Source organism: Streptomyces sp. AC558_RSS880, from assembly GCF_019049255.1.
In the GTDB taxonomy this organism is placed as follows: Bacteria; Actinomycetota; Actinomycetes; order Streptomycetales; family Streptomycetaceae; genus Streptomyces.
In genome coordinates this window covers 446,504-468,103 of record NZ_JAGMUJ010000084.1, presented here as the reverse complement: position 1 = coordinate 468,103, position 21,600 = coordinate 446,504, and the positions used below count along the sequence as shown (strand labels likewise).

The window sequence follows — 21,600 nt, the reverse complement described above, 5'->3', positions numbered from 1 at the left end:
CGTCAAGAGGGGAGCCGTTCGCCGGCCGACGGGGGGTGCGCGGGCGCGGGGCTCCCGGCCCGGTGCGGGTGGGGTGGTGCCGCGCGGTGCAGGGCATGGCCGCGCAGCCAGTGCCAGGCCGCGGCGGGCGGGACGAACACGCTGGTGAGGGACATGGTGACGATCTCCTCGCGGGTGCGCGGACCCGGCAGGATCCGGGCGAGGGCGAATTCGGCGGTTCCCGCCAGCCACCCGACGGCACACGCCACCGCCGTACGCGGCCGGCCGGACAGCAGACAGCCCGCTGCCGCCAGGCCCGCCGCGGTCAGCGCCAGATGCGCGGGCAGACGGCCCCGCGGTGCCTGCGCCCGCCGCCACCAGCCGCGCCCGTGCAGCCGGGTCATCAGCACGTCGTCGGCGTTGCCCGCCTGGAGCCGTACGGAGATCCAGCGCCCGGCGGGCCGTACCGGATGGGTGGTGGTGCGGCGGCCCTCGGACAGCGTCCAGCCGGCGTCGAGCACCCGCAGCGCCAGGTCCGCGTCCTCCCGGAAGGCCCTGCGGAACCGTTCGTCGAAGCCGCCGACGGCCTCCAGCGCCCGGCGGCGGTACGCCATGTCGGCGGTGATCCAGCGGGCCCGGGCGAGCCCGGCGGTGCTCCGCTCCCAGTCGGTGGGCGGCCGGTCCGGCGGCAGGGGCACCTCGATCCGGGCGGCGATCCCGGCGGTCGCGACGCTCGCCCCGGCGAGATCGAGCGCGAGGTCGTCGGCCCAGGTGGGGCCGGGCACCACGTCGTCGTCGAGGAAGACGATCCACGGCGCGTCCCCGGCGGCCCGCCACCCGGTGTTGCGGGCGGCGGCCGGACCCCGCGCCCCGCCGGGCACGACGAGGGTGCGCGAGCGCAGCGACGGCGGAACGGCGGCGGTCAGCGGCGCACCGGCCGCATCCGGGCGGTCGTCGACCACCACGACCCGTACCGGGCCGGGCCCGTCCGCCTCGGCCAGCGCCCGCAGGCACCTGCCGAGGCAGGGCCGGCCGAGCGTCGGCACCACCACCGCGTACTCCCCGTCCGGGGCGGCCGGCCCGGTCACCGGGAGACCTCGCCGTCGTCGGAGCGGAACAGATCGCCGCGCCGGACCGCGTACGGGCCGATGGCCAGGAGGTCGACGGGGGAGGAGCCGAAGCACTCCAGGGCGTCGCGCGGGTCGTCCACCATCGGCCGGCCCGCCGTGTTGAGGCTGGTGTTGACGACCACGGGCAGCCCGGTCAGCCGCTCGAACTCGCCCAACATCCGCGCCACCAGGGGCTCGCGCGCCGGATCGACCGTCTGGATGCGGGCGGTGCCGTCGACGTGCACCACGGCCGGGATGCGGTCCCGCCAGGCGGGCGCCACGTCGTGCACGAACAGCATGTACGGGCTGGGCAGCGGGCCGTCGAAGATCCCGGCGGCCCGGTCGGCGAGCACCATCGGCGCGACCGGCCGGAACTGCTCACGCCCCTTGACGTCGTTGAGCCGCTCCAGATTGCCCGCGTGCCCGGGGTGGGCCAGCAGCGAGCGGTGGCCGAGCGCCCGGGGGCCGTATTCGGCGCGCCCCTGGAACCAGGCGACGATGCCGTTGTCCGCAAGCGCCCGGGCCACGGTGGCGGCGATGTCCGCCGGCCGTTCGAAGGGTACGGCGGCCGTCTTCAGCCACGCCCCCAGCTCCGCGTCGGACCAGTCCCGGCCGAGGTCGGCGCCGGTCATGGGCTCGGGCCCGTCACCGGCGCCGGCGGACAGCAGCAGGGCGCCGCCGAGCGCGGTCCCCGCGTCCCCGGCCGCGGGCTGCGCCCACACCCGGGAGAACGGACCCTCACGGGCGATGCGGGAGTTGGCGACGCAGTTCAGGGCGACGCCCCCGGCGAGGGTGAGCACGGAGTCGTGGGTACGGCCGTGCAGCCAGCGCACCAGGTCCAGCAGGGTCTCCTCCAGGACCGCCTGCGCGCTCGCGGCGGCATCGGCGTGGTCCCGGGTCCACGGTTCGTCCGGGCCGCGCGGCGCGCACAGGTCGTGCCAGGGCACGCCGGTGGCGTGGAAGCCGCCGTCGCCGGTCGGATACACGTACCGGCGCAGTTCGGGGAGCATGCGCGGGGTGCCGTGGGAGGCGAGGGCCATCACCTTGAACTCGTCGGAGGAGCGCAGGAAGCCGAGGTGCTCGGTGAGTTCCTCGTAGACGAGGCCGAGCGAGTGGGGGAGGTCCTGTGCGCGCAGCGGTTCGAGCCGGTCACCGACACGGCGGGCGGCGAGGTGGGAGGCGCGTTCGCCGCGGCCGTCCAGCACGAGGACGGAGCAGTCCCCGGCGTCCGGTGCGGCGAAGGCGCCGGAGGCGGCGTGCGCCATGTGGTGCGGTACGAAGCGGACGAGGCCGGGGTCGAGTCCGGGCAGCGCGGTCCGCAGGAAGCCGGGGGCCTCCCGCGCGTAGGTGAGCCGCAGGTGGTCCCACGGGTCGTCCAGGCCCATGGCGTCGGCGGGGCGGGCCAGCGCCGGGTCGAAGGAGTAGGCGACCGCGTCGAGGTCCTCCGGGCGCAGCCCGGCCCGCTGCAGACACCAGGCGGCGGCCCGCTCGGGCAGCTCCCAGGCGGAGAACGGCAGCGGGCGCTTGCCGTGCTTGCGCCGGGAGAACCTCTCCTCCTCCGCGGCGGCGACGGTCCGCCCGTCGATCACCAGGGCGGCCGCGGGGTCGTGGAAGAGGGCGTTGATACCGAGGATGCGCATGGGCGGACGGGCCTTTCACGGATCGGGCGGCCGGGTGGTGGGGCCGCGGTGTCCCGGGCCGGCGGGGACGGCCGCGCTCAGCGGCGTGCTTCGGCGCGGAACCAGTCGATCGTGCGGCGCAGCCCCTCCTCGGCGCCGACCAGGGGCTCCCAGCCGAGCTTGTCGCGGGCCAGCGTGATGTCCGGGCAGCGCACGGCCGGGTCGTCCACCGGACGGTCGATGTAGCGGATCTCCGAACGGGAACCGGCGAGTGCGACGACGAGACGGGCCAGGGCGAGCATGGTGATCTCACCGGGGTTGCCGATGTTGACGGGGCCGCGCATGCCGTGGCCGGCCGCCGCGAGGACGCCGGCCACCGTGTCGTCGACGTAGCACAGCGAGCGGGTCTGCAGGCCGTCACCGGTCACGGTGAGGGGTTCGCCGGCCAGGGCCTGCCGGACGAAGGTCGGCACGGCGCGGCCGTCGTGGCCGCGCATCCGCGGGCCGTAGGTGTTGAACAGCCGCACGATGCAGGTGTTCGTGCCGTGGGTCTCCGCGTAGGCGGTGGTCAGCGCCTCGCCGAAGCGCTTGGCCTCGTCGTAGACACTGCGCGGGCCGACCGGGTTGACGTGGCCCCAGTACCGCTCGTCCTGCGGATTCTGCTGCGGGTCGCCGTAGACCTCCGAGGTGGAGGCGAGGACGAAGCGGGCCTCGGCGTCCTGGGCGAGCCTCAGGGCGTTGCGGGTGCCGAGACTGCCCGTCTCCATGGTGTGCAGCGGCAGCCGCAGATAGTCCGCCGGGGAGGCGGGGGAGGCGAAGTGCAGCACCAGGTCGGGCGGCCGCTCGACGGGCAACTCCTCGGCCACGTCGGCCCGTACGAGCGTGAACCCGGGCCGCTCGAGCAGCGGGGCGATGTTCTCCGGCCGGCCGGTGCTGAGGTCGTCCACGCACGTGACGGCGGCGCCCGCGTCGAGCAGGGCGGCACACAGATGGGAGCCGACGAATCCCGCGCCACCGGTGACGACGGCGTGCTCCCACTTCCGCGATATGACGGTGCTCATGCCGCCCAGCCTGAACCCGTCCCCCACCCCCGGCACGGCCGCCTACTGCATTCCAGTGAATGACACCACGTGACCCCCGCCCTCCGCGGACACCCCCTCCGGGGGAGGCACCCCGCAAGCGCCGGGTTGCGCGACCACCCCCCCGGCGAGCCCACCCAGGGCCCGACGCGGAAGTCAGCCCACCAGGGTGACGTCCGGATCCAGCCGGCTCAGCAGCGTCGAACGGTGGAGGCCCGCCACCGGAAGCAGCAGATCCGGATGACGCAGCAACGCCGCCGCCCGGCGATCCGCCTCATCGGGCGCCACCAGCCGACGGAACTCGGCAGGCGCGGCACCCCCCGTGAGCGCGGTCACCGCGAGACCGGACAACGCGAGGTCGGCGAGCAGACACGCCGCCCAACTCGCCACCACCTCGTCGACCCACGTACGCCAGGCCTCCCCCTCGTCCGAGCCCGCCGCGTCCGCCCCGGTCACCCAGTCGAGCCGCGCCGAACCCCCCGGCCCCGCCAGCCCGACCAGGGCGACGTCCATCTCCGTCGGATACCGCAGCCGCGCGGCGACGGTCACCGCCTGCCGCGCCTGCACCTCGCACAGGGCGGCCGCGAGCGCCCCGCCGGGCGCGGGAAAGGAACGGGTCAGCCACTGCGCGGTCGCCGCGATGACCGGGGAGAGATCTGCTTGCACTGCCGGGCCGTCCGAGCTGCTGGGGTGAGGGAACCGCACGGAACGCTAGCCGCCGGCCCCCGGCCCCGATGTGACCCCGACCTCCTTCGGCACGTGGTCTCGGCCACATCCGCACGTGGTCTCGGCCACATCCGAACGGGTGGTCCCGGCCCCGGTCGGAGTGTCGCGGCATCCCCCGGGGCACCCGGCAGTCATGGACGTACTCAGCCGCCCCATGATCGACCGCACCCTGCCGCTGCTGGCCGAGGGCTACGCCTGGCTGCCCAACCGGATGCGCGACACCCCCGGTCCCGTGGTCCGCACCCGGATCCTGGGCCGGCCCGCACTCGCCCTGCGCGGCCCCGAAGCGGTGCGGTTCTTCTACGACGAGCGGAACGTGCACCGGCACCGCGCCATACCCGAACCCGTGCTCGCCACCCTGTTCGGCCACGAGGCGGTGCACACCCTCGACGGCGTCGCCCACCGCGCCCGCAAGTCCCTGTTCCTGCCGCTGCTCGCCCCGGGCCGGATCGCCGGCCTCGTCGACCACACCACCGCCGCCTGGGACGAGGCCGTCCCCGCGTGGGGCCGGCGCGGCTCCGTCGTGCTGTTCGACGAGGCGAGCACGGTGCTCGCCACCGGGGTCCACCGGTGGGCCGGCATACCGCTGGACGACGCCGACGCCGAGGCGACGGCCCGCGACATGATCGCCATGGTCGACGGTTTCGCCACCGCCGGACCGCGCCACCTGCGGGCCCGGCGCGCCCGCGCCCGGCAGGAGGACCGGCTGGGCCGGCTGGTGCGGGACGTGCGGTCCGGCGCGGTCACCGCCCCCGCGGACTCGGTCCTCGACCTGGTGTGCCGGCACCGCGACGCGGACGGCGAGCCGCTCGACGAGAAGACGGCCGCGGTGGAACTGCTCAACGTCGTCCGTCCGACGACCGCCGTCGCCTGGTTCGTCGCCTTCACCGCGCACGCCCTGCACAAGTGGCCCGAGCACCGCGCGCCCCTCGCGGACGGGGACGTCCCGTTCGCCGCCGCGTTCGCGCACGAGGTGCGCCGCTTCTACCCGTTCGTGCCGTTCCTCGGCGGCCTGGCCGCCCGGGACCTGTACTGGCGGGGCGAGTGGGTCCCGGCCGGGGGGCTGGTGGTGCTCGACGTGTACGGCCAGAACCACGACGAGTCGCTGTGGGGCGATCCGTACGCCTTCCGCCCGCAGCGCTTCCTCGAACGGCCCGTGGAGCGCGACGAACTGATCCCGCAGGGCGGCGGCGACCCGGGCGCCGGCCACCGCTGCCCCGGTGAGGGCATCACCGTCGGCGTGCTGGAGGCGCTCGCGGTGCGGCTCGCCCGAATGGAGTACACGGTGCCGGAACAGAATCTCACGATCCCGCTGAACCGGGTCCCGACCCGCCCGCACAGCGGCGTACTCCTGTCCGGCGTGCGCCCGCCCGCCGCCTCCTCGTGAAGCCCTGGCGCCCGGCCTGTTGAAGAAGTGACGAAAGTAAGTCCTGAGAAAAGTGGCGCAGTTTGTCCGATATGGGCGAGTCTGGGGAGAGAAGGTACTCGCTACATCTCAGGGAGATGGTGTCATGCGTCCCGACGAGAAGGTCACCGAGGAGCTCACCGGAATCCAGAGCGCCGACATCGAGGCGGCACTCGACCCGGTCGAGACCGACGGTGTGTACCGCGACAGCCGGCAGAGCGCCGCTCTGGCCCTGTTCATCGGCGGAGGCGCGCTGCTGCTGTCGCCGCCGACCCCGCGTCCGAAGAAGGGCTGAACGGACCGACCGGAGCAAGTGACATGGAGCAGTCAGGCGCTTCGACCCGTTTGCAGGCCGCGGTGCAGGACCTCGCTTCCGGTGTGGTCTCCGCCCTTCGGGACGGGGGCCACACCCGCACGGTCCTCCCTGCGGGGACCGACGGGGAAGCGGGAGACCTCGTGCTCGCCGCCGTACGGGTCCTGGGCGCGGACGCGATGCTGCCGGGCCTTCTGCTGGGCACGCCCCCCGATCCGGCGGAAGTGGCCGTCTTCCGCAAGGCGGTCGAGGCGTACCCGCCCCGCGCGGACGCCGTGCCGACCGTCCGCTGGAGCCACTGGGGCATGGCACGCACCCTGCGGCGGATCGACCCCTCCTTCTCCTCCGGACCGCCGGACGAGCCGGATACCGACTGGCTCGACGAGGCGAACTGGCAGTCCCTCACCCATCGACTCGCCGTACTGGCCCCGCTCGCCCTGCCCGATGAGGACTGCGCGGTGAGAAGAGCCGCCGGGCGCCGCCCCGTCGACGTCGCCCGCGGATTCGTCCGGGCGGTGCGCCGCCGGGACTGGCGGCAGGCCGCCGGAGCCGGCCGCTGGCTGACCCTGCTGCCCGGCGTCCCGGACACCCTCGGCCTCGAAGCCGGCCTCGACTTCGTGGAGCTGATGGGGGAACGGGACCCGCACGTCGCGCTCCAGGTGCAGGCGGCGCGGCTGATGCGGACCGGAGCACGCGGGTGACCGCGCCCGGCACCCGGGACGTCCGGCGGGTCGCCGAGGACGCCCTCGCATGGGTGACCGCCCACCACGCCCGCTTCGCACTCGGCGAGGACGCGCTGGCGGCCGACGGCCGGGTCGACGGCACCTGGAAGCCGCTCGGCGAACTGGCCAGGGTCTGCGCGACCGTGATCCGCCGCACCGCCCCCGCCGACCCGCTGCACGCCCGGGCGGGCGCGCTGCTGGAGTTCGCCTGGCGGCAGACGCGCGACGGCGAACTGTTCGCGCTGCTGCAACGGCTGGAGCCGTTCGCCACCTACCCGTTGGAGGTGTACGCGGCCTTCGCCTCGGCCGGGTACCGCCACCCCGCCTACGAGGAGGCCGCCACCGTGGTCGCCCGCACCCGGGGCTGGCGGCTCACCGAGCAGGACCCGACCCGGCGCCTCGGCGTCCTGAAGGCCGAGGAACGCTGCGGCATCCACCGACCGGGACAGGCCCCGGCCCTGCTGCCGCGCACCTGGCTCGGCGGACTGCCCGAACCCTGGACCTTCGAGCGCGCCGCCGGATACGCCCTCACGCACGTCGTCTTCCACCTCACCGACTGGGGACGCGCCGACGGCGCGCTGCCGCCGGACCTCGCCGGCTATCTGGCCGACTGGCTGCCGGCCTGGCTGGACACCTGTCTCGACGCCGAGATGTGGGACCTGGGCAGCGAGTTGCTGGCCGTGGCCGCGACCCTGCCCCGCCGCCCCCTCGACGACGTCGTCCCACCGGACGCCTGGCAGCGCCTGAGGGCGGCGCAGGACCCCTCGGGCGCGATCCGGGAAGAGGGCCGTGACGACGGGGACGGCGAAGCCGCCGACCCCGAGCGGTACTTCGCCCACCACTACCACTCCACCCTCCTGGCCGCCTTCGCGGCCGTACTCACCACCGCGCGCCCGGCCGGCGCACCCTCCGGCACCGGAACGCGGCACGGCCGACAAGGAGCGCCGGCATGACCGACACCCGCCTGATCCACGCCGTCGGAGCCGGCGCCGTGGAATGGCTCTGGGCCCACCGCGACGGCTTCCGGCTGGAACCCGACGCGGACCCGGAGACGGGGTTCCTGGATCGCTTCAAACCGGTCGGTGAACTCGCCCTGATCTGCGCCGTACTGTTCCGCGAGGGCGTGGCAGGCTCCCGCCAGGCCGGACTGGCCCGCCGGCTGATCGACCACGTCTGGCGCGACACCCTGGACGGCGGCCGCATGCTGGTGCGCGGACAGCGCACCGAACCGCTCTCCCCCATCCCGTTCGAGGTGTACCTGCCGTTCCGGGAACTCGGTTACAGCCAGCCCGAGTTGGAACGCGCCGTCGTGCTCGACCACCGCCTCGTCAGCTGGCAGGCGTTCGAGACGTCCCCGACCCGGCGGCTCGCGCTCTCCGCGTTCCAGCGCCGCTACGGACTCACCCCCCGGCCCCCGGAGTCCGAGGCCCTGCGCGTCACCTGGCTGGCCCGCACCCCCGAACCCTGGACCGTCGAGGGCCACATCGCCTACGACATCACCCACTGCGTGTTCCACCTGACCGACTGGGGAGAGAACCCCGGCGGACTGCCCCCGGACATCGCCGACTACCTCACCACCTGGCTGCCGGCCTGGATCGACGACTGGCTGGACCTCGAACGCTGGGACCTGCTCGGCGAACTCCTGGTGGTCGACGCCTGTCTGCCCCGGCCCACGCTGGACGAGCCGGCCTGGAAGGCCTTCGCCGCCGCACAGCAGCCGGACGGCGCCATGCCCGCGGTCCGGACGATGCCCGAGGGCGACGGGGAAGCGGTGTTCGACCTCGTCTACCACTCGACGCTGGTCGCCGCCTTCGCCTCCGTCCTGGCCACCTCCCGCGCCCTGACCGAACTGGCCCGCGCCTCATGACGACGACGTACCGCACGCCCTGGCCGGGCCTTCCGCCCGACGGCGGGACCCCCGCACACCGGGCGGAGCCCGGCGCCGACGAGCGCCTGTACGAGCGACTCGGCGACGCCGTCGTCGCGGCCGACGCGCCCGACGCGGTCTTCGCCGTGTCCCGGCACGGCCGTCGCACCGTACGCACCGGCGGTACCGCCCCGCCCCCAAAGCACCCGCGCGACACCCTCCGCTACGAGATCGGCTCGGCCACCAAGACGTTCACCGGACTGCTGCTGGCCCGCCTGACGGACAGCGGCCGGCTCTCCGGCGGTGAACCGGCCCGCACCCTGCTGGACGGCGGCCGGTCCGCCGGGCCGGCGCCGGCGACGCTCGTCCACCTGATCACCCACACCGCCGGACTGCCCCGCCTCCCGGCCGGCTTCCACGTCCGGGCCCTGCCCGCCTGGCGCAGCAACCCCTACGCCCGCTACCCCGACGCGCGCGTCGTCGACGCCTTCCTGCGCCACCGGCCCCGGCACCGTCCCGGCACCCGCTGGCACTACTCCAACTTCGGTGTCGCCGTGCTCGGCCACGCCCTGGCCGCCGCCACCGGCACACCGTGGCCGGACCTGATCACAAGACAGCTGCTCGAACCCCTCGGCCTCGGCGACACGGCCCTGCGGGCGGACGCCGACGGGCCCGACGCCACCGGGCACGGCAAGGACGGCGGGACGACCGTCCCGGCCTTCGACGCGGGCGGCTTCCAGGCGGCCGGCGCCGTCCGGGCCACCCCGCACGACCTGCTCACCTTCCTCGAGGCCCATCTCGACCCGGCCCGCGCACCCGGCCTCGCCGGCGCGCTGCGCGCCGTGCGCACGCCCGTGCTCCGCCGCGGACTCGGGCACCGGCACGTGCACACCGCCGCCTGGTTCCGGCACCCGACGGACGGCGGCCCCCTGTACTTCCACACCGGGGCCACCCTCGGCCAACAGGCCTTCCTCGGCTTCCGGCCCGACACCGGGACCGCCCTGGCCGCGGTGTGCACCCGCCGCTTCCGCGCCCACGACCCGTTCCAGGCCACGGCGTACGCCCTGCTCGCGGAGGGGTGACGCCGCCCTCGCACGAACGGCGCCGGCGCGGCCCGGGGCCGCGCCGGCGCCGTACCGTCACACGGTCAAAGCCGCTGCCACAGAGCCGGGGTCCCGGCGGGCGCCCACGCGCCCTGCGCCTGGTGGGTCTGCAGGCACTGGTAGCGCACACCGTCACGGATCACCGTGGTGCCCACCTCGTAGACCCGGCCCGCGGCCCACGCCTGCGCTCCGTCGTCCTGCTGGTCCGGCGTGGTCTGCGCCGCGGCGGTGGTCAGGGTGAGACCGAAGTCGCCGAGGATCGGGTTGACCGGCTGGTAGAACGTCGTACCGCCGCTCGTACAGTCACCGGACCCGCCGGAGGTGACCCCCTGCGCCTGCGCGCCCGTGACGTACGGCCCTCCGGAGTCGCCCGGCTCGGCGCACACCGTCGTCCGGGTCAGCCCGTCGACCCTGCCCTCGGCGTATCTGACGCTGGTGCCGTGCTGCTGGATGGTGCCGCAGTGCCATCCGGTGGTCGAGCCGGAACGGCACACCGACGCCCCTACGAGCGCCTGCGCCGAACCGGTGACCTGCACCTCCTGGCCCGCCTGCGCCTTGACGCCGGGCGTGGGCGTCCACTGGTCGTCGGTGGCCACCCACGCCATGTCCTTGCCGGGGAACGTGGAGGCCTGGAAGACGCCCTGCGCGGTGCGGTCGTACCCGGTCGTGGTCGCGCCGGGGCTGCCGCAGTGGCCGGCGGTGGCGAAGCCCGCCTGCTCGCCCCTGGTGACGGAGAAACCGACGGAGCACCGCGCGGAGTCGTCGATGTAGAAGGCGTCGCCGCCGGTGATGTCCTGCAGCAGGCGCGGCCGTTCCGTCGTCATCCGGATGCCGACGTCCTCACCTTCGAGCCCCGCGGCCTTGACGAAGGCGGTGCCGGCCGCCTGGCTGGTCGCCTGCACCATGACCCGGTTCTCCGGTACGTCGACGTACCAGACGGGCGTGTCGAGGGTCTTGACCCGCTCGGCCGCCGCGTCCAGCTTCTCCTTGGCCTCCTCCAGGTGGGCCAGCGTCCGCCGGACCACCTTGGCCGTGGCGCCCTCGGCCTCGATGGCCGGCGCGTCCTTGGCGTCGGTGGTCGCGACCATGAGCTCCCCGGCCGTCTTGCCGCGCACCCAGGCACCGGCGAACCGGTCGCCGAGCGCGTTGCGCAGCCGGCCCGCCCGGGTGCCCGCCTCCGCTTCGTTGACCAGCCGTTCGGAGGCCTGCGCCGGGTCCAGCCCCAGGTCGCGCCGGAGCGCCGCGAGCAGGTGGGGCGAGGGCCGGTCGGCGCCGAGGGTCTGGGCGGCACCGGGCGCCGGCCCCGCCACGGGCGTGGGGTCGGCCGCCGCGGCGTAGGGGAGTCCGGCGAGGACGAGGGCGCCGAGCGCCGTGAACGCCGACCGGCGCACGGCCCGGGCGTGTCTGAGGACCATTCGGTACGTCTCCTTCATGCGTGGTGCGAAGCTGCGGAGGGAGACTCAGTCCTTGCCCGCGGCATCCGGCACGATGTCAGGACACGCCGGGGTTACCGCGTTCGTGGCACGTGCGGACGCCAAGTGCAGTACACGCGTACGACTCCGGACACCCGGACGGGTGGGGCCGGCGTCAGACCGGCGTCAGACCGGGCGAGCCCGCCTCGGTGACGAAGGAGGCGGCCGTGGAGACGGGGGCGCCGGGCGTCGTCACGGCCGGGACGATCCGGTAGTCGGCCCGGGCGTTCGCCCGGCCCAGCTCGATGCGCACATAGCCGCGCCGGCCGTCGTAGAACCTCAGATGGGGGTTGGCCCGCATGTAGGTGTCCCAGTTGGCCGGGTGCTCCGCGCCGTCGCGGCCGCTGGCGACGGAGGTGCAGGTCAGCTCCGTGCCCAGGACGGCGGAGTCGGGGTCGTCGAAGTCGTCCTTGATGTCGAAGGCGTACGCGACGTGGACGTCGCCGGTGAGGACCAGCCAGTTGGCGACACCGGCCGCCTTCGCGCCCGCGACCAGTCGGCCGCGACTGGCGCGGTAGCCGTCCCAGGCGTCCATGGAGACCTTCGCCTCGGCGTTCAGGTCCAGCTTGCGCTGCGAGAAGCACACCTGCTGGGGCATCACGTTCCACAGCGCCGTCGACGTGCCCCATCCGTCGAGCAGCCAGCGCTCCTGGGCGTCTCCGGTGAGGGTGCGCGCCGGGTCGTCCGACTCGGGCCCGGGAACGTGCGGGGTGTCGCCGTAGGCCTGGTCGGAGCGGTACTGCCGGGTGTCGAGGATGTCGAACTGGGCGAGGCCGCCCCAGTGCAGCCGGCGGAACAGCTGGGCGTCGGGGCCCTCGGGGAACTGGTCGGCGCGCAGCGGCTGGTTCTCCCAGTAGGCGCGGTAGGCGGCGGCGCGGCGGGGCAGGAACAGCGCCGGGTCGCTGCCGTTCTCGTCGATCGCGCCCGCGTAGTTGTTCTCGGTCTCGTGGTCGTCCCAGGTGACGACGAACGGGTGCGCGGCGTGCGCGGCCCGCAGGTCGGGGTCGCTCTTGTAGAGCGCGTAGCGCATCCGGTAGTCCGCCAGCGTCGTCGTCTCGCGGTTGAACACGGCCGGCAGCGCCACGTCGGTGTAGCGGCGGGCGCCGCCCGCGGAGTCGACGGCGTACTCGTACAGGTAGTCCCCGAGGTGGAACACCACGTCGACGTCCTCCTGCGCGAGGTGCCGGTGCGCCGTGTAGTAGCCGTCGTGGTACGCCTGGCAGGCGACCGCCGCCAGTCTCAGGCTCGCGGTGTCGGCGCCGGCCGGGGGAGCGGTACGGGTGCGGCCGGTGGGGCTGATCCAGGTGCCCGTGCGGAACCGGTAGTAGTAGTGGCCGCCCGGCTCCAGGCCCTGCACGTCGACGCGCACGCTGTGCCCGTACTCGGGGTGGGCGAGGGCGGTGCCCCGCCGCACGACCAGGGCGAAGGACTCGTCGGCGGCGACTTCCCAGGCGACCTCCACCTGCTGCTGTCCGAGGCCCCCGTCCGGCGTGAAGGGGACCGGGGCCAGCCGGGTCCAGATGAGCACCGAGCCGGGCAGCGGGTCCCCGGAGGCGACACCGAGCGTGAACGGGTCCTCGGTGATCCGGGCCGCGTCGAGCCGGGGCGCGGCGAAGGCGCCGCGCGCGGGGAGGTTGGTGGTGAAGGCGAGGGCGGCGGCCGCGGCGGTGACGGTGAGGAAGCGACGGCGGGCCAGGTGCCGTGCCGCGGTGCGCAGTTCGGCGTCGTGCGGGGTGAGGGCGGGCGCGGACGGCGGTCCGGTACGGCCCGACAGTGCCATCTGGTGTCCTCTCGTACGGGTCGGGGATGGACGACAGGCGCGGGCCGGCGGCGGCGCGGGCAGGCGAGCACGGCCGTGCCCCGGGCGCGTGCGCGGCGACGCGGACCACGGGACCCGGAGCCTGCATGCTAAGCAGGTAAAATGCGCAAAAGGCGCGCGCCTTGCGGGGTGTTCACACGAGAGGCCCTGTGCGGACCTGTTCCCGGGGCAGAGAAAAGCGCCGCCGGTGCGACCGGCGGCGCTGGGGCGGCGGGGCGGTGGGCTAGGCGGTCGCCGCCCCCGTGGCGGCGCCCACGCGGTCGTGGACCGGCAGGTGGTAGACGTGGAAGGCGCGGCCGATGACCGGCTGGGCGACGTTGCGCACCTTCACGCCTCCCGTCGTCATGCCGTGCTCGCTGCCGGCGTGCGCGTGCCCGTGCACGGCGAGATCGGCGCCGGCCGTGTCGATCGCCTCGGCCAGCAGATAGCTGCCCAGGAACGGATAGATCTCCAGCGGCTCCCCGGCCAGGGTCTCCGGCACGGGGGAGTAGTGGGTGAGGGCGATCCGGGCGTCGCAGCCCTCCTCGTCCAGCTTCTCCAGCGAGGCCCGCAGGCCGTCGGCGCACCGGCGGGAGAGGCGCACGAACTCCTTCATCACCGGCTCGCCGAACTCCCCGGCGCTCGCTCCGACGAACCCGCCGCCGAACCCCTTGGTGCCGGCCACCCCGACGCGCGCGTCGCCGGCCCGCACGACCGCCGACTCCCCCTCCAGGACGTGGGCGCCGGCGTCCCGCAGAACGGCCGTGACCTCGTCCTGCCGGTCGTCGTGGTGGTCGTGGTTGCCGAGCACGGCGACCACGGGGACGCCCAGGCCCCGGATCTCGTCGGCCACCACCCGGGCCTCCTCGACGGTGCCGTGCCGGGTCAGGTCCCCGGCCAGCAGCAGGAGGTCGGCGCACGCGGGCAGGGTGTCGAACGCGGGGCGGAGCGTGCCCCGGGTGTCGGGGCTCATGTGGATGTCCCCGACGGCGGCGATCCGGATCATGACAGTTCCTCCGCGTGGTCGGGTGACGAGGTCTCGCTGAGTACGACGTCGCAGTGCACCTCGAGCCCGGTGAGCTCCTCCCGTACGGCGCTCAGGACGTCCTCGCGGCACTGGGCGGAGGGGACGGTCCCGGTGACCAGTACGGCCTTGCCGCGCACCTCGACCCGCACGCCGAGTTCGCCGAGTTCGCCGGAGGCGAGCCGGTCCTGGAGGTGGGCGACGCGGTACTCCGGGCTCTGCGCCGCCGGTGTGCCGCCTGCGGATCCGGCGTCGTGGGTGTTCATGAGCGTTCCCTTCCGCGGGCGTTCAGATGACGTTCAGGCGTTCCAGGAGGAAGAAGAAGGCCGCCGGCATGGGCTCGTCCCCGCAGTCGCGCCGTACCCGCTCCCAGTCGACCTTCTCGCGCAGGGCGCGGGCGATGGGCAGGACGGCCCCGAAGTCGCAGTGGTGCTCCGAGAAGGCGGCCAGCAGGCCGGTCAGCAGATCGGTGGGCGCCAGGACCGGCATGCGCACCGACTCCACCGGGAGTTCCCGCGCCCGCCGGAGCATCTCGGTGGAGACGGGCCGGTGCGCCAGCTCGAAGATGAGGTCCACGTCCTGGCCGAAGCACGTGGCCTTGATCAGCCAGTCCTCGGGCGGGGTGTACACCGTCAGCCCGGCCTCGCGGAGCGTGGCGGCCACCGACTCGGCGTCCTCGGGCCGGACGCAGAAGTCGACGTCGTGCTGGAGGTTCCCGCTGCCGCCGTGGGCGTGGACGGCGACGCTGCCGGCCAGCGCGAACAGGTGCCCGCCCCGCTTGAGCACCGCGCCGACCTGCTTGGCCGCCTCCAGGATCGCCTGATTGCGGTCGCGGGGCAGTTCCGGGTCGTCCTCCGGAACCCGGGTGCCGCTCCGCGCGGCGTGCGCCGGTACCGGTCCCGGGGCGTCCGTGGCCAGACGGAGTTCCCGGGTCCCCGGGGGCCGGGCGAGCGTGGCGTCCTCGCCGTTCTCCGTCATGACCACTCCCTTCGCCGACCGGACGGTCCGCACGGCCGCTGTGTGCCTGCACCTAGTACCCGGCGTGCCCGTTCCGACACGGGCACGGAGGAAAGGCGGCGGCCCGGACCGGGGGCGCTGTGCGGCGCCCTCGCCGTCACGGGCGTACAAGAAGGGCGCTTTTGTCGGTCGCGACTGAATATGGGGCAAAAGGTAGGGAAGGTGATGAGTGCCCATGAGGGACTCGCTCGTGGAGGTCGGCATGGAGCAGCACACGTCTCGTCCGTCTGATCTTCCGGGGCCCCTGCGGACCGTCGCCTCGGGCCTGCGGCATCTGCCGGGCGCGCAGCAGGTGGGGAAGGTGGCCGGCGGCGCCCTGGACGCGATCGGCGCGGTGTCCCCGCGCGGGCGCCGGATGGCCGTCTACGCCGGAGCCGGGGTGCTCGGGGTGGCCGGTGTCGTCGAGTGGCCGGTGGCGCTGACCGGCGCGGCCGTCGCCTGGCTCACCCGGCCGCGCCCCGCACAGCGGCCCGACGGTGAGCCGGGCACGGAGTCACCGGCCGGCGCGGACGGACACCACCGGACACCGGCTGGGAGCGGCACCCCCGACGACCGGCCGCCGGCGGGTCCCGGCGACCGGCTCGCCCCCTCCCGCAAGCGCAACGGCCAGGCGGAACACCCCGTGCGCGAACAGCCCGCCAAGGTGGGCGACACCGCCACCGCCTCGGCCCTCAAACAGGTCGCCGAGGCCACCCAGCACCACGGCGCGCACCCGGACCCGGGCACCGCGCCCGGCCGGCCGCGCGACTCCCGCCACACCGGCTGAGCCACGACCAACGGGACCCCACAGATGCTCACACGCTTCGACGTCGCCCCCCTCGCCGGGGCCGTGGCGGGAGCCGCCGCAGGCGCCGCCCGCGGCACCGCACAGGGCATGACGTCCGTCCACGACACGACGCGCCGCCTCGGCCACGTCGCCCGCAACGCCCTCGGCGGCGGCCGGCACTGGCGAGCCGGACACCACGTCCACCTGGCCCTGCGGCACCCGGACGGCGCCACCGCCCCGCTCGCCCGCAAGGTCGCCGCCGAGCTGCTCGACCACCCCGACGTGCTGACGGCGTACTGGGACGAGGGACTGTCCCGGCTCGTGGTGACCGCCGTGACGGACGTGGCCGGCGACCGTGTGACCGAACGTGCCGTCGCGCTCGCCGCCCGCCTCGGACTGACCGAGGACGCCGGCCCCGAGGAGGACGACACGGCCCACCCCGGCGACCCCCGCGAGGTACGGGTCGCCGCCACCGCGCTGCTGCTGGACGCCGTCGGCGCGGCCGGCGCCCTGGCGGGCCGGTCGCTGCGCCTGCCGCCCAGCCCCAAGGCGGTCACCGCCGCCGTCACCCTGCTGCGCGAGAACCCCCGCTTCCGCGCCCTGCTGCGGCAGCGGTTCGGCCGCAGCGGCATGGAACTCCTCCTCGCCGCCGCCAACGCCGCCGTGCACGGCGCCGGACAGTCCCCCGTGTCCCTGGTGCTCGACGGACTGGTGCGCACCGGCCAGCTGACCGAGGCGACGGCCCGGGCCGCCGCCTTCGAGGCCCTGCACGACGCCGTCTGCCTCGAACGGCGCACCAGCATCCCCTGCCCCGTCGGCACCCGCCCGCCCCTGCGGGTGACGCCCGCCCAGGCGTACGCGGCGCACGCCGGCACCGGCAGCGTCGCGGGCGCCGCCGCCACCTTCCTCGTCACCCACGACACCAGGGAGGCGGCCGAGGCCGTCCTCGCCGGATCCCCCAAGGCGGCGCGCTACGGCCCCGCCGCCTTCGACGCGTTCCTCGGCACCCATCTCGCCCGGTCCGGGGTCCTGGTCCGCAGCGCCGACCGGCTGCGGCAGCTGGAGATCGCCGACTCCCTGGTCCTGCACGCCGACGCCCTGCGCGGCCGGGCACGGTCCGCCGACGGCGCGCCCGCGGTGTTCGAGGACCCCGTCGACCCCTGCGCCGAAGCGGTCCTCGACGCGGCCCGCCGGGCCGGGCTGCACGTCGTGGTCACCGGCGGCTCCGACCTGAAGGACATCACCCGCCTCGCCGACGAGGTCGCCCCCGCCGACCTGCCGTTCGGCGACGTCGTACGGGCGCTGCAGAACGACGGGCACATCGTGGTGAGCGTCGCCCGCGTGGCCGCGCACGGCGGCGACGACGTGGCGGCCGGACTGCCCGCCGGCGACGTGGCGATCGCCCTCACGGACGCGCGCTCGGCGCTCGCCTGGGGCGCCGACGCGCTCGCCCCGAACGGACTGGCCGACGTCTGGCGCCTGCTGACGGCCGTCCCGGCGGCCCGCCGGGTCGGCCGCCGCTCGCAGACCCTGGCCCGGGCCGGCGCCGCCCTGTCCGGGCTGATGGTGGCCCGCGGCGGCACACCCGGCGGCCGGCTGTGGCAGCGGCTCACCCGGCACGCCCCGGTGAACGTCGCGGCGGCGGGCGCCCTGCTCACCGGCTGGACGGAAGGCCTGCGCGTGGCCCGCGCCACGCCGCCCGAGCCCCGGCTGCACGTGCCCTGGCACGCCCTGGAACCGCACGAGGCACGCGAGCTGCTGCGCGACACCCGCACCGACGTGGAACCCGGCGGACTCGCCCTGCTCGCCGAACGCTCCCGGCAGCGGGCCGCGCGGCTCGCCCGCACGCCGGCGGCCGCCCCCGCCCGCTGGACCTGGCAGGCGGCCGGCGCCGTCCGTCGCGAGCTCGACGACCCGCTCACACCGGTCCTGGCCACCGGGGCGCTCGCCTCGGCGCTGCTCGGCTCCCTCGTCGACGCGCTGCTCGTCGTCGGGGCCATGGACATCAACGCGGTGGCGGGCGGCCTCCAGCGGCTGCGCGCCGAACGGGCGCTGGCCCAGCTCGCCGCCCACCAGCGGCCCAAGGCCCGCCGGCAGATCACCCGCGACCGCACGGTCACCGTCGACGCCGCCCGGCTGCGGCCGGGGGACCGGATCGGTCTCGGCGCCGGCGACGTCGTACCGGCGGACGCACGGCTGCTGGAGGCGGACGGGCTGGAGGTCGACGAGTCGTCGCTCACCGGCGAGTCGCTGCCCGTGACCAAGGCCGTGGAAGCGACCCCGGGCGCGCCGGTCGCCCAGCGGACCTGCATGGTCTTCGAGGGCACCACCGTCGTGGCCGGCCGCGCCGACGCGCTCGTCGTGGACACCGGCGACCGCACCGAGGCGGGCCGCGCCGTCGCCCTGGCCGCCCGCACCCCGCCGCCCGCCGGAGTCCAGGCGCGCCTGCAGGAGCTGACCCGCAAGGCCCTCCCGGTGACCCTCACCGGCGGTGCGCTGGTGACCGGCCTGTCCCTGCTGCGCGGCAGCCCGATACGGCGTGCCGTCAGCGGCGGTGTCGCCGTGGCCGTCGCCGCCGTCCCCGAGGGGCTGCCGCTGGTCGCGACCGTCGCCCAGATGGCCGCCGCCCGCCGGCTCTCCCGGCGGGGCGTGCTGGTCCGCACCCCGCGCACCCTGGAGGCGCTCGGCCGGGTCGACACCGTCTGCTTCGACAAGACCGGCACCCTCACCGAGAACCGGCTCCGGCTGGTCCGGGTGGCCACCGCCGGCGGCACCGTCCTCGCCCCGGACGCCGAGGACGCCGTACCGGTCGTACGGCTCGCCGCGCGCGCCTGCCCGCAGGAGGAGACCGGCGAGGGACGCCGGGTCGCCCACGCCACCGACGAGGCCGTCCTCGACGTGGCCCCGCCCGACGCCGGCTGGACCGCCGACGGCGAACTGGCCTTCGAGGCCAGCCGCGGCTACGCGGCGGCCGTCGGCCGGGACGGCGACGCCGCGCTCCTCGTCGTCAAGGGGGCCCCCGAGACGGTGCTCCCCGCCTGCCGGGACCTTCCCGAGGAGGCGGCCGGCACCGCCCACACCCTGGCGGGCCAGGGACTGCGCGTCCTCGCCGTCGCCCGGCGCCCGTGCCGGGGGTCCGACGCGGACGCCGAACTCGACGCCGACCTCGCGGACCTGGAGTTCGCCGGCCTGATCGCCCTCGCCGACGTGCCGCGCGACACCTCGCGGGAGCTGCTCACCGCACTGCGCCGGACCGGCATCCTGCCCGTCATGCTCACCGGCGACCACCCGGAGACCGCCCGCGCCATCGCCCTGCAACTGGGCTGGCCCGAGGAGACGGAGGTGGTCACCGGGGACGACCTGGTCGCCATGGGACGCTCGGAGCGGGTGCGCGCGCTGCACGGCGCCGGAGTCGTCGCCCGGGTCGCCCCCGAGCAGAAACTGCACGTCGTGGAGGCCCTGCAACAGGCCGGCCGGGTGGTGGCGATGGCGGGCGACGGCGCCAACGACGCCGCCGCCATCCGCGCCGCCGACGTGGGCGTCGGCATCGAGGCCCGCGGCTCCGCCGCCGCCCGCAACGCCGCCGACCTGGTGCTCACCACCGGTGACCTGTCCGTCCTGGTGGACGCCGTCGGCGAGGGCCGCGCGCTGTGGCGCAGCGTCGCCGACGCGGTCAGCATCCTCATCGGCGGCAACGCGGGCGAGGTCGGCTTCAGCGTGCTGGGCACCCTGCTCGCCGGGTCCTCACCGCTGTCGACCCGTCAGCTGCTCCTGGTCAACCTGCTCACCGACATGTTCCCCGCCATGGCGGTGGCGGTGACACCGAGCGACGACCCGTCGACGGCGGCGCACGCCGCGAGCGGCCCGATGGGCCTCGACGTCCTGGGCGCGCCCCTGCTGCGCTCCATCCGGCGCCGGGGCATCACCACCTGCCTCGGCGCGGTCACCGCCTATCTGATCGGCCTCCTCACCCCCGGCACCGAACGCCGCTCCACCACGATGGCCCTGTGCGGAGTGGTCGGCGCCCAGCTGGTGCAGACCCTCTCCGGGCGCCGCCGGAGCCCCCTGGTGTGGGTGACGGCCCTGGGCTCCGCGGCCGTGCTCGCCGCCCTCGTCCAGACGCCGGGCGTCAGCCACTTCTTCGGCTGCACCCCGCTCGGCCCGGTCGCCTGGACGGGCGTCGCCCTGGCCATCACCCTGTCGGCCCTCGCCCCGCGCCTGGAACGCCTCGAAGCGGTACGGCACCTGTACGACGCCGCGTCCCGCCTCGTCCTGCGCCTCGGCGACTCCGTCGGCCGGACCCGCCACCTCCTGGACACCGGCATCGCCCGCCCGGTGGCCTGACGACGGGTCACGCACCGGCGGATCCACCCCCGTGCGCCCAGACTGGAAGAGCAGGGCGGTCCCGGGACCCAGCCGGGGCCCCGCCGACGCAGGCGGGCGCGGGCGCGCCCGGCGCCGCGGCCCGCCGCCGAGCGAGAAGGGTGAGGATCGGCATGAAGGGCTACGTCTTCCACGGCCCCGGGCAGTCCGCCTGGGAGGAGGTTCCCGACCCGGCCGTCGAGGAACCCGGCGACGCCATCGTGCGCGTCGACGCCGTCACCATCTGCGGCACGGACCTGCACATCCTCAAGGGCGACGTGCCCGAGGTCCGTCCGGGCACCGTCCTGGGCCACGAGGCGGTCGGCGAGATCGTCGAGACCGGCGGCGACGTCCGCACCGTGCGCCCCGGGGACCGCGTCCTGGTCTCCTGCATCACCGCCTGCGGGCGCTGCGGCTACTGCCGCGAGAGCGTGTACGGCCAGTGCCGGGGCGGCGGGGGCTGGATCCTCGGCCACCTCGTCGACGGCACCCAGGCCGAGTACGTACGCGTTCCGTACGCCGACCTCTCCGTGCACCCGCTGCCCGGCGCCGTCGCCAACGAGGACGCCGTACTGCTGGCCGACATCTTCCCCACCGCCTACGAGGTGGGCGTGCTCAACGGGCGGGTGCGCCCCGGTGACACGGTCGTCGTGGTCGGCGCCGGGCCCGTCGGGCTCGCCGCGATCGCCACCGCCCGGCTGTTCGGTCCCGAACGCATCGTCGCCGTGGACGTGGCCGCCTCCCGGCTGCAGGCCGCGAAGGAGTTCGGAGCCGAGGCCGTCGCCGACGCGGGCGAGGGCCCCGAGCAGCTGATCGCGGACCTCACCGGCGAGCTCGGCGCGGACGTGGTCATCGAGGCGGTGGGGCTTCCGGAGACCTTCGAACTGTGCGCCCGCGTGGTGCGGCCCGGCGGGCACCTGGCCAACGTCGGCGTGCACGGCGCGCCCGCCACGCTGCACCTCGAGGACCTGTGGATCAAGAACGTCACCATCACCACCGGACTCGTCGACACCCGCTCCACCCCCACCCTGCTGCGGATGGCGGCCGCCGGCCGGCTGCCCACCCGTCGGCTGGTCACCCACACGTTCCCGCTCGACCACATGCAGGAGGCCTACGACGTCTTCGGCAACGCCGCCGAGACCGGGGCGCTCAAGGTCGTCCTCGGCGTCCCGCAGCACGAGGTGGTGCCCGTGCACCCGACGGTCTGACGGGCACCGGCCGGACCGGGCCGTCCGGCCG

The 21,600-nt window shown here is 75.5% G+C and carries 18 protein-coding genes; 9 read left to right on the top strand and 9 right to left on the bottom strand.

Going from position 1 to position 21,600, the window contains the following annotated elements; all coding sequences use genetic code 11:
• Window positions 1-2: 2 nt before the first annotated feature.
• The 4 genes from KUM38_RS26875 to KUM38_RS26860 all read right to left on the bottom strand — a co-directional run bounded on the left by KUM38_RS26875 (window position 3) and on the right by KUM38_RS26860 (window position 4,452).
• On the bottom strand, window positions 3-1,067 hold the full coding sequence (locus KUM38_RS26875) for a glycosyltransferase family 2 protein (protein ID WP_217132704.1): 1,065 nt from the start codon (window positions 1,065-1,067) through the stop codon (window positions 3-5).
• Window positions 1,064-2,728 (bottom strand): carbamoyltransferase C-terminal domain-containing protein, encoded by a 1,665-nt coding sequence (locus KUM38_RS26870; RefSeq protein WP_217132701.1) that lies wholly within the window; start codon window positions 2,726-2,728, stop codon window positions 1,064-1,066. Before KUM38_RS26870 ends, KUM38_RS26875 begins: the two co-directional genes overlap by 4 nt.
• A gap of 77 nt (window positions 2,729-2,805) precedes the next feature.
• A complete protein-coding gene (locus KUM38_RS26865; RefSeq protein ID WP_217132700.1) occupies window positions 2,806-3,768 on the bottom strand; it encodes an NAD-dependent epimerase/dehydratase family protein in 963 nt (320 codons plus the stop codon).
• Window positions 3,769-3,942: 174 nt separating this feature from the next.
• Window positions 3,943-4,452: a hypothetical protein gene (locus KUM38_RS26860; protein ID WP_217132698.1), complete on the bottom strand. Its 510-nt coding sequence runs from the start codon at window positions 4,450-4,452 to the stop codon at window positions 3,943-3,945.
• A gap of 193 nt (window positions 4,453-4,645) precedes the next feature.
• Here KUM38_RS26860 and KUM38_RS26855 point away from each other — a divergent pair, with 193 nt between their 5' ends.
• The 6 genes from KUM38_RS26855 (at window position 4,646) to KUM38_RS26830 (ending at window position 9,901) form a co-directional block, all read left to right on the top strand.
• Window positions 4,646-5,899, top strand: coding sequence for a cytochrome P450 (locus KUM38_RS26855; protein WP_217132696.1), 1,254 nt, complete (start codon window positions 4,646-4,648; stop codon window positions 5,897-5,899).
• Window positions 5,900-6,023: 124 nt separating this feature from the next.
• Window positions 6,024-6,212, top strand: coding sequence for a hypothetical protein (locus KUM38_RS26850; protein WP_217132694.1), 189 nt, complete (start codon window positions 6,024-6,026; stop codon window positions 6,210-6,212).
• Window positions 6,213-6,235: 23 nt separating this feature from the next.
• Complete coding sequence (locus tag KUM38_RS26845; RefSeq protein ID WP_217132693.1) at window positions 6,236-6,931, top strand: hypothetical protein; 696 nt, start codon at window positions 6,236-6,238, stop codon at window positions 6,929-6,931.
• Window positions 6,928-7,905, top strand: a complete 978-nt coding sequence (locus tag KUM38_RS26840) for a hypothetical protein (protein WP_217132691.1) — start codon at window positions 6,928-6,930, stop codon at window positions 7,903-7,905. The genes KUM38_RS26845 and KUM38_RS26840 overlap by 4 nt, the downstream gene beginning before the upstream one ends.
• Window positions 7,902-8,819 (top strand): hypothetical protein, encoded by a 918-nt coding sequence (locus KUM38_RS26835; RefSeq protein WP_217132689.1) that lies wholly within the window; start codon window positions 7,902-7,904, stop codon window positions 8,817-8,819. Before KUM38_RS26840 ends, KUM38_RS26835 begins: the two co-directional genes overlap by 4 nt.
• Window positions 8,816-9,901 carry a serine hydrolase gene (locus tag KUM38_RS26830; protein ID WP_217132686.1) on the top strand — a complete coding sequence of 362 codons (1,086 nt, stop codon included), beginning with the start codon at window positions 8,816-8,818 and terminating at the stop codon, window positions 9,899-9,901. Before KUM38_RS26835 ends, KUM38_RS26830 begins: the two co-directional genes overlap by 4 nt.
• 65 nt (window positions 9,902-9,966) lie before the next feature.
• On the opposite strand, the gene KUM38_RS26825 is transcribed toward KUM38_RS26830, so the two are convergent.
• The 5 genes from KUM38_RS26825 to KUM38_RS26805 form a co-directional block, all read right to left on the bottom strand.
• Window positions 9,967-11,337, bottom strand: a complete 1,371-nt coding sequence (locus KUM38_RS26825; protein ID WP_217132684.1) for an alpha-lytic protease prodomain-containing protein — start codon at window positions 11,335-11,337, stop codon at window positions 9,967-9,969.
• Between the two features lie 172 nt (window positions 11,338-11,509).
• The gene (locus KUM38_RS26820) at window positions 11,510-13,174 is read right to left on the bottom strand and encodes an alkaline phosphatase (protein ID WP_217132682.1); all 1,665 of its coding nucleotides are present in this window, start codon (window positions 13,172-13,174) and stop codon (window positions 11,510-11,512) included.
• 262 nt (window positions 13,175-13,436) lie between these two features.
• Window positions 13,437-14,198, bottom strand: coding sequence for a metallophosphoesterase (locus KUM38_RS26815; RefSeq protein WP_217132680.1), 762 nt, complete (start codon window positions 14,196-14,198; stop codon window positions 13,437-13,439).
• Complete coding sequence (locus tag KUM38_RS26810; RefSeq protein ID WP_217132677.1) at window positions 14,195-14,482, bottom strand: BON domain-containing protein; 288 nt, start codon at window positions 14,480-14,482, stop codon at window positions 14,195-14,197. Before KUM38_RS26810 ends, KUM38_RS26815 begins: the two co-directional genes overlap by 4 nt.
• Window positions 14,483-14,504: 22 nt before the next feature.
• Window positions 14,505-15,194 (bottom strand): nucleotidyltransferase family protein, encoded by a 690-nt coding sequence (locus KUM38_RS26805; protein WP_217132675.1) that lies wholly within the window; start codon window positions 15,192-15,194, stop codon window positions 14,505-14,507.
• A 214-nt stretch (window positions 15,195-15,408) separates the two neighbouring features.
• On the opposite strand from KUM38_RS26805, the gene KUM38_RS26800 reads away from it, so the two are divergent.
• From KUM38_RS26800 to KUM38_RS26790, 3 genes are all read left to right on the top strand, one after another.
• Complete coding sequence (locus KUM38_RS26800) at window positions 15,409-15,999, top strand: hypothetical protein (protein ID WP_254397740.1); 591 nt, start codon at window positions 15,409-15,411, stop codon at window positions 15,997-15,999.
• 24 nt (window positions 16,000-16,023) lie between these two features.
• Window positions 16,024-20,343 carry a cation-translocating P-type ATPase gene (locus KUM38_RS26795; protein ID WP_217132673.1) on the top strand — a complete coding sequence of 1,440 codons (4,320 nt, stop codon included), beginning with the start codon at window positions 16,024-16,026 and terminating at the stop codon, window positions 20,341-20,343.
• A gap of 152 nt (window positions 20,344-20,495) precedes the next feature.
• Entirely contained in the window at window positions 20,496-21,569 is a 1,074-nt protein-coding gene (locus KUM38_RS26790; RefSeq protein ID WP_217132671.1) for an alcohol dehydrogenase catalytic domain-containing protein, read from the top strand.
• Window positions 21,570-21,600: the final 31 nt, after the last annotated feature.

Excerpts from the sequence above, each read along its gene's own strand:
- KUM38_RS26825 (WP_217132684.1), bottom strand. The coding sequence starts at position 11,337 with ATGGTCCTCAGACACGCCCGGGCCGTGCGCCGGTCGGCGTTCACGGCG.
- KUM38_RS26795 (WP_217132673.1), top strand. The coding sequence starts at position 16,024 with ATGCTCACACGCTTCGACGTCGCCCCCCTCGCCGGGGCCGTGGCGGGA.
- KUM38_RS26870 (WP_217132701.1), bottom strand. The coding sequence starts at position 2,728 with ATGCGCATCCTCGGTATCAACGCCCTCTTCCACGACCCCGCGGCCGCC.
- KUM38_RS26865 (WP_217132700.1), bottom strand. The coding sequence starts at position 3,768 with ATGAGCACCGTCATATCGCGGAAGTGGGAGCACGCCGTCGTCACCGGT.
- KUM38_RS26805 (WP_217132675.1), bottom strand. The coding sequence starts at position 15,194 with ATGACGGAGAACGGCGAGGACGCCACGCTCGCCCGGCCCCCGGGGACC.
- KUM38_RS26830 (WP_217132686.1), top strand. The coding sequence starts at position 8,816 with ATGACGACGACGTACCGCACGCCCTGGCCGGGCCTTCCGCCCGACGGC.
- KUM38_RS26810 (WP_217132677.1), bottom strand. The coding sequence starts at position 14,482 with ATGAACACCCACGACGCCGGATCCGCAGGCGGCACACCGGCGGCGCAG.
- KUM38_RS26855 (WP_217132696.1), top strand. The coding sequence starts at position 4,646 with ATGGACGTACTCAGCCGCCCCATGATCGACCGCACCCTGCCGCTGCTG.
- KUM38_RS26835 (WP_217132689.1), top strand. The coding sequence starts at position 7,902 with ATGACCGACACCCGCCTGATCCACGCCGTCGGAGCCGGCGCCGTGGAA.
- KUM38_RS26845 (WP_217132693.1), top strand. The coding sequence starts at position 6,236 with ATGGAGCAGTCAGGCGCTTCGACCCGTTTGCAGGCCGCGGTGCAGGAC.
- KUM38_RS26820 (WP_217132682.1), bottom strand. The coding sequence starts at position 13,174 with ATGGCACTGTCGGGCCGTACCGGACCGCCGTCCGCGCCCGCCCTCACC.
- KUM38_RS26850 (WP_217132694.1), top strand. The coding sequence starts at position 6,024 with ATGCGTCCCGACGAGAAGGTCACCGAGGAGCTCACCGGAATCCAGAGC.
- KUM38_RS26790 (WP_217132671.1), top strand. The coding sequence starts at position 20,496 with ATGAAGGGCTACGTCTTCCACGGCCCCGGGCAGTCCGCCTGGGAGGAG.
- KUM38_RS26800 (WP_254397740.1), top strand. The coding sequence starts at position 15,409 with ATGAGGGACTCGCTCGTGGAGGTCGGCATGGAGCAGCACACGTCTCGT.
- KUM38_RS26815 (WP_217132680.1), bottom strand. The coding sequence starts at position 14,198 with ATGATCCGGATCGCCGCCGTCGGGGACATCCACATGAGCCCCGACACC.